Source organism: Limnothrix redekei LRLZ20PSL1 (assembly GCF_043235035.1).
GTDB lineage: Bacteria > Cyanobacteriota > Cyanobacteriia > CACIAM-69d > CACIAM-69d > CACIAM-69d.
Window position 1 is genome coordinate 61,480 of sequence record NZ_JAZAQF010000081.1, and the last position, 6,858, is coordinate 68,337.

Below are 6,858 nucleotides of genomic sequence, written 5' to 3' on the forward strand. Positions count from 1 at the left end.
AATCGCTAGCTAAACGATCCTTCCTGTTGTTGGAACAGGCAATAGTAGCGACCCTTCATAGCCATCAATTCCTCGTGGGTTCCCTGTTCAACCACGGCCCCCTTGTCCATCAGGATGATCGAGTCTGCGTTCAGAACTGTGTTCAAGCGGTGGGTAATGAAGAACACCGTGCGGTTTCGGAACTCAACGGCCAGGTTATTACAAACCTGACGTTCTGAGTTGTAGTCCAGGGCGCTGGTGGCTTCGTCCAAAATCAGGAGTTTGGGCTGTTGTAAAACGGTACGGGCGATCGCAATCCGCTGTCGTTGTCCCCCAGAAAGCCCGGTTCCCCGTTCCCCAACCACGGTGTTGTAGCCGTTGGGCAACTGCATGATGAAGTCGTGGGCGGCGGCCACCTTGGCGGCGTGAATCACTTCCTCGGTGGTGGCATCTGGGTTGGCCAGCATGATGTTTTCTTGCACCGTGCCCGTAAACAGGAGGGTGTCTTGCAGCACCATCCCAATTTGTCGGCGCAGGGAGTAGAGTTCCACTTTGCTGATGTCGTAGCCATCAATTTGGATGTAGCCAGCGGTGGGAGCGTATAGCCGCTGGAGGAGTTTCATGAGGGTGGATTTCCCGGAACCGGATTCCCCCACAATTCCTACAAAAGTGCCCGGGGCAAAGTCGAGATTGACGTTGGCTAGCTGCAAGGGCCCCGTTTCTGCAAAGCGGAAGGAGAGATCGGAGAACTTGACGGAGCCGACCAATTCCGGCATGGGGATATTGTCGCGATCGGCATCGCTGGACTCCGGTTGGCTGTCAACAATATCCGCCAGACGTTCCACAGAAATCGAAATCTCCTGCACCTGTTGCCAAGCACCCACCAAGCTGAGGAGGGAACCCGTGACGTTTCCGGCCAGGATTTTGAAGGCGATCAATTGCCCCAGGGTGATTTGGTTGCCAATCACCAAATAGGCTCCCGCCCAAAGCAGGGCTAGTGTAGACAGGCTGTTCAGGAAGGAGGTGGCCCCCCCGATCGTGGTGCCGGTCATGATCGTTTTGAAGTTTGCCTGGATCATGCGGGCATAGCGCTCTTGCCACTGCCACAGCACCTTGGTTTCGATGTTTTGGGCCTTGACGGTTTGGGCCCCGGAAATCACTTCCACCATGTAGGAGTCCACGTCGGCGCGGCGTTCTGCTTGGCGACGAATGAGTTGGCGGATGATCGGGGCGGCAAAGACGATAATCCCGCCCAAGATGGGGACGACCGCCAGGGCTACCAAGGTGAGCAGCCAACTGTAGACCACCATCACGACGATGTAGATCACCGAGAAGATGGCGTTCAGGAAAACGGTGAGGGCTGTGCCGGTCAGGAAGTTCCGAATGCTGTCGCGCTCATTGACCCGACCCGCCAGTTCACCCACCCGACGCACGTCAAAGTAGCCCAGGGGCAGGCGCATCAGGTGACTGATGATGGCGGAACCGACGTTCATGTCGATTCGGTTCATGGCATCGACAAACAGGTAAGTCCGCAGGATGTTGAGGATCCCTTCAAAGACGGCCACACCCAACATGAAGAAGCCGAGGGCATCCATGGTTTCGATGCTGCCTTGGCCCAACACTTTGTCGATGATCACCTGGGTGATGATCGGCTGCACCAACCCGAAGGTTTGAACGAAGAAGGACGCGACGACAACTTCGATCAGGGCGCGTTTGTAAGGCAGGATCCAGGGAACGAACCAACTGAGACCGAATTTTTCCGGCAGTTCTTCTACGGGGGCTTCGAGAAGCAACACCATGCCGCTTTCGCCCCAGCTTTCTAGGAACTGCTGGGGGGTCTTGCGCATCACGCCTTCTTCAGGGGTGGCCAGGATGATGCGGGTTTCGGAAATGTCGTAGATGACGGCGAAGCTATCTTTCCAGGGGGTGAGAGCGGGTGCTTTTAGCCGATTGATCAGGACACCGGAAATTTGGATCAGTTGGGGCCGAAAGCCGATGGTTTGGGCGATCGCCCCGCAAACCTGCATGGAGATTTGCCCGGTGGCCCGCAGTTGATCTTCCAGGAGCCGCCGAATCCGATCTTTGCGGAATTGCAACCCGGGCACGAATTCATTCAGCATCTGGAAGCAGGCCAGAGTGCCGTTGACGGGCCCCCGCCCCCGCACATGGGGATAGGTGGCGGGCTGGGTTAGCAGGGCTTCTCGGGGAAGTTCGGGCGGCTTTTCGGGGGCGAAGGGAATTTCGGGAGCGGGAACCGGAGCTGCCGCAACGGGAGCCGGTTCGGTGACGGGGGCGGCGTTGCCGGTGACGATATCAACCGGGGGTGGGGGCGGGGCGGCGATCGCGGCTTCGGTTTGGGGGGTGCGCTGCCGGAGCCAGTCTTGGGTAAACCCAACGACGCGGGCCGCATGGCCGCCGGTGATGGTAACGGAGCCGCTGCCGGCCCATTGCAGTCGATCGCCCGCGATCAGTTTGCCGCTGACGGTTTCCGCTTGGCCACCGCTCAGGAGCCAGACGAGTTGCGGATCAATGAGTCGCTCAAGGGTGGCCTCATCGACAATTCCTTCGGGAATGCCCATCACCTGTACTTCATCGAGCATCCGCAGGGTGATGTCTTTTAGGTTGCCGCGTCGATCGGCTTGGCGCTGTAGCTCTTGGCTGAGCAGACCGAAGAGTTCACAGATGTTGCAGCGCGACTCCCAGGCTTGACGGAAGGTGGGTTCTTCGGCCATCACGGCCAGAAAATCGGCGGCGGGGATGCTGATGCAGGTGGTTTCGGTGGAGGCGATCGCCGTTTCGCAGGCCACGCCCCGCAACAGCCCAGCCCAACCGAGAATTTCGCCAGGAGTGGCTAGTTTGAGGCTGACGGGCCGTTGCGATCGCTCGTCAAACCCCAGAACCCGCACTTGTCCTTGGAACAAAACCAAGACTTGGGCCGGCAAGGTTTGGCGATCGAGCAGTGGTTGCCCCACCCGGTAGCGCAGTAGCTGGGCCCCCTGGAGTAAGCGTTCCAAACTGGCGGAGCTGAGGCGGCTGAACGGATCGATCTCCGCCAGAAACACTTGAATGGGCTGATGGCTAGCAGCTTGAGTCATAACTCCAGGCACGGGCAAAAACAGGTCAAAGCAGTTAGGCGAGGCGATCGAGATGGGAAGCGATTGGGATTGAGAGCCAAATCAGCGCATGGGTTCAGGGCTAGCTAACGGTTGCGCAAATTATGGATCGTTTTTATGGATCATTTGCGGAGTCAGGAGCTGAATCAAAATTGGTCAAATTGGATGGGTCAAATTGACCCTGATCAAACTAACCGTAGCGGGCGATCGCCTTGGCTCATCCCGATCGCCCTCAACTTCCCGAATCGGAAGCGGCCCAAAGTAACTGGGGCGAACCGAGGGCTTGAATTTGTTCGCGCATCCAGTTTTCAAACATTTCATCGATCATTTGTCGGCGCATGGCTTCATCAAGCTGCGACGGCAAAAACTGTTCCAGCCGCACAATAATAAACCATTCCACCAGGGCGCGCGGGGGCCACAATTGACCCGGCTGGCTCACTTCCAACATGCGGGCAATGAAGGGGTGAGGTTGGTTCAGAGGCACGGGCCCCAAAATGCCATTGGTTTGAGCTTCTGGGCCTTGGGAATAGGTGCGAGCCATTTCTGCGAAGGAAGACTCGCCCTCTTCAATGCGGTAATAAATTTCCTGGGCCAGCCCTTCATCCTGCACGCGAATCAGGGAGTAGACCACCTTATCTAGGCGGCTCTTTTGACTGACAAAATAGTTTTCTACTTTGCGCCCAAATTGGGACTCTTTGAACTTTTCCAGCCGCATGGGCCGAATGGCCAGCTCTTCAAGCCCTTCAATGGAGAGGTTGTTTTCCTGCATCCAGCGGGCAATGTCTGCGTCTTCAATAATCCGATGTTGCTTCCGAAAGTTAATGACGGCCTGCTGCCGTTCTTCTTCGGTGAATTCCACATCGGCGATCGCCCGATCGATCACCAATCCGCGCAGGAATTGCGGCATCAGGTGATAGCGACTGAGCAGCGAGAGCATCTCATGCGCTTGGATAACATTCGGACCAATTTGGAAGAGACCTGCCATGGTGAATTGATTTGCAGTGATTGCAGGCAAAACGAACGAAAAGTGTAAACGAAACGTTAACAACTAACTGGTGATTGGCCAATTGATTCAGTCAGTCATCAACTAACCATTAAGCAGCGATCGGGGAACCATCACAGGGGTGGTGTGGCACTTTGGGGTGCGCATCGGTTTTGTGTTTGGGTTGCCCGGTCGGTTAAGCCGCTCATTCAATCGTGACTGAAGGGCTGGAGCATGAGTCTTCCAAAGAATACCATCGCGCCTGGAATCGAGCCGGATGGGTTGTTGTGTTGGAAAAACGGGTGCTAGATGCCTTGGGGACTGCAAAGAGAGGGCGCAAGCTTTGACCAGAATGCATCGGAACGCGGGGATGGATCAGACCACGAGTCACGAATTTGGATCACGAATTTGGATCACGAATTCAGATCACAAGGGCGGACTAAGGTTGTGGACGCAGGGCCCCCGGGGGAGGTTCCATTGATGGACGGTGGCGGCTGTAGCTTGTGTCGGGCGATCGGGCGCGATAGCCTAGGGCGGTGATCTGTTCACTCAATCGCTCGCCATCTTCCTGTTCCGATGACTTCTGAACCCGCCGCATCCCTGGCCTACAGCGACATCCACAATGCCGATTTGTTGAAACTGCTGCCCGGAGATGCCCGATCGATTGTGGAAGTGGGCTGTTTCACAGGGGCCTTGGGACAGGCCTACAAACGAATTAACCCCTTTGCCCAATACATCGGCTTAGAGCAAGATCCAGCGGCGGCCCAAATCGCGGCGGGCCGGCTCGATCGCGTCTATGTGGGCAACGCGGAAGATCCCCAACTGGGGGCAGAAATTTCCCCGGAAAGCATGGATTGCCTGGTCTATGGGGATGTGCTGGAGCATTTCATTAATCCTTGGCAAACCCTGACCCACCATGCACGCTGGCTGGCTCCCGGTGGCCAAGTGATTGCCTGCATTCCCAATATTCAATATTGGGGAGCCATTGTGGATTTGCTGTCGGGCCGTTGGGAATATGCGGATTACGGCATTTTCGATCGGGGCCATTTGCGCTTCTTCACCAAGGATTCCATTACCCAGCTTTTTCAGCAGGCGGGGTTAGAAATTGAAGAAATTCGGGGTCGCAGTCGCCCCGATGAAATGCGCGACAAATTCCAAGAGGCGATCGGGCCGCTGCTGGATCGGTTGGGGGTCGATCGGCAGCGGTTTAATCAGCAAAGTGCTTCGGTTCAATACCTGGTGCGAGCCATGCGGCCGGGCGATCGGCCCCAGCGACACTTCTTTGCCCAAACCCTGGTGATGGAAGCCAAGGTTTGCAAACGAGTGCGAGTAACCGAACCGAATGAGTTTTTAAATCGAATTCCCGGAATGCGGGCGATCGCCCAGGATCGCACCGCCACCGCCGGAGCCGTGCAAGCCCACGAAGAGCCAATTTTTATTTGGCAACGGGCAATTTTGAACCGAGAACAGGACTTGGTGCAGCAGCGCAAACTCCTGGCCCGAGGTTATCTGATCATCTTGGAAGTGGACGACGACCCCTACCGCTGGGCCCGCACCGAAAAAACAGACTTTTTCGCCTATCGCAGCGTCCACGCCATCCAAACCTCCACGGAACCCCTGGCCGCCTTCCTGCGCCAAGTGAACCCCTACGTGGCCGTGTTTCCCAATCAGTTGGCGGAATTGCCCCCACCTGCCGCCATCGATCCACAACGACCGGTCACCCTCTTTTTTGGGGCCTTGAACCGGGAAAACGATTGGAAACCGCTGATTGACGGCATTAACCGCGTACTCAATCAACGGGGCGATCGAATTCTGGTTCATGTGATTCATGATCGCCACTTTTTTGAAGCCCTGCAAACGCCCCACAAAACCTTCCGTCCCTTCTGTCCTTACGAGGAATATGCGGAGCTGTTGCACCAAAGCGATGTGGCCCTGTTGCCCCTGGAACGCACCCGCTTCAACGGCATGAAATCAGACTTGAAGTTCATTGAGTGTGCCGCCCACAGCACCGCCGCCCTGGCCAGCCCCGTGGTCTATCAACAAACCCTGATCGATGGTCAAACGGGCCTGCTCTATTACAGCCCAGCGGACTTTGAGCAAAAACTAGCCGCCCTGGTTGACTACCCCCAATTACGCGAAACCCTGACCCAAAACGCCTACCAGTGGGTGTCCCAAAACCGGCTGATGTGCCAGCACTATCGCCAACGATATGAGTGGTATCGATCCCTGCGCGATCGCCTACCGGAGTTGAACGCGGCCTTGCAGCGTCGAATTCCCGATCTATTTGCAGGATGACTTCAAAGGATGTCTGGGAAGTAACTTGGGGCAATGGCAAAGCACTAGTAGTCGTGGGGAGTAGTCGTGGGGGCAAGGGCCTTAAGCCCCTTGTCTGGCAGTGTCGGTGAGGTGATGACTTTCGGTAACTGATCGCTTACGCCGCAAGACTTTTACGGACTCATCATGACTGAATTATGGCACTACCGAAACCTGATTCGTGATCTGTGAAAATGCTCTGCATGGTTCATGAAAACTCCTGAATCATGAGAAATTAATCTCCAGAATATTAAATAAATCTTGATAAGAATTAAAGCTTTAAATCAAAAATATTTTGTTCATTGAACAATAAAAATGCGTAATAAAAATCAAATCTATTCTGAAATTACAGCACTTTCCAGTGCTATGAGGTGCAGTAGCAGCAATGAGCAAACCAGTTTCTGAGATATTGGGGATCAATTAATCGAAGAGCAACCGCCAGCAGTTGATCAAGCATTGCGGTAGTGGTAG

At 55.4% G+C, this 6,858-nt stretch carries 3 protein-coding genes; 1 reads left to right on the forward strand and 2 read right to left on the reverse strand.

Annotation, left to right across the window (positions count from 1 at the left end):
• Nucleotides 1–5 precede the first annotated feature (5 nt).
• Complete coding sequence (locus tag VPK24_RS14195; RefSeq protein WP_393014314.1) at nt 6–3,074, reverse strand: ABC transporter transmembrane domain-containing protein; 3,069 nt, start codon at nt 3,072–3,074, stop codon at nt 6–8.
• Nucleotides 3,075–3,324: 250 nt separating this feature from the next.
• The gene (locus VPK24_RS14200) at nt 3,325–4,077 is read right to left on the reverse strand and encodes a peptidylprolyl isomerase (protein ID WP_190353389.1); all 753 of its coding nucleotides are present in this window, start codon (nt 4,075–4,077) and stop codon (nt 3,325–3,327) included.
• A gap of 573 nt (nt 4,078–4,650) precedes the next feature.
• Between VPK24_RS14200 and VPK24_RS14205 the strand changes: the two genes are divergently transcribed.
• Nucleotides 4,651–6,369 carry a methyltransferase domain-containing protein gene (locus tag VPK24_RS14205; RefSeq protein ID WP_393014316.1) on the forward strand — a complete coding sequence of 573 codons (1,719 nt, stop codon included), beginning with the start codon at nt 4,651–4,653 and terminating at the stop codon, nt 6,367–6,369.
• The last annotated feature ends 489 nt before the right edge of the window (nt 6,370–6,858 follow it).

Excerpts from the sequence above, each read along its gene's own strand:
- VPK24_RS14195 (WP_393014314.1), bottom strand. The coding sequence starts at position 3,074 with ATGACTCAAGCTGCTAGCCATCAGCCCATTCAAGTGTTTCTGGCGGAG.
- VPK24_RS14200 (WP_190353389.1), bottom strand. The coding sequence starts at position 4,077 with ATGGCAGGTCTCTTCCAAATTGGTCCGAATGTTATCCAAGCGCATGAG.
- VPK24_RS14205 (WP_393014316.1), top strand. The coding sequence starts at position 4,651 with ATGACTTCTGAACCCGCCGCATCCCTGGCCTACAGCGACATCCACAAT.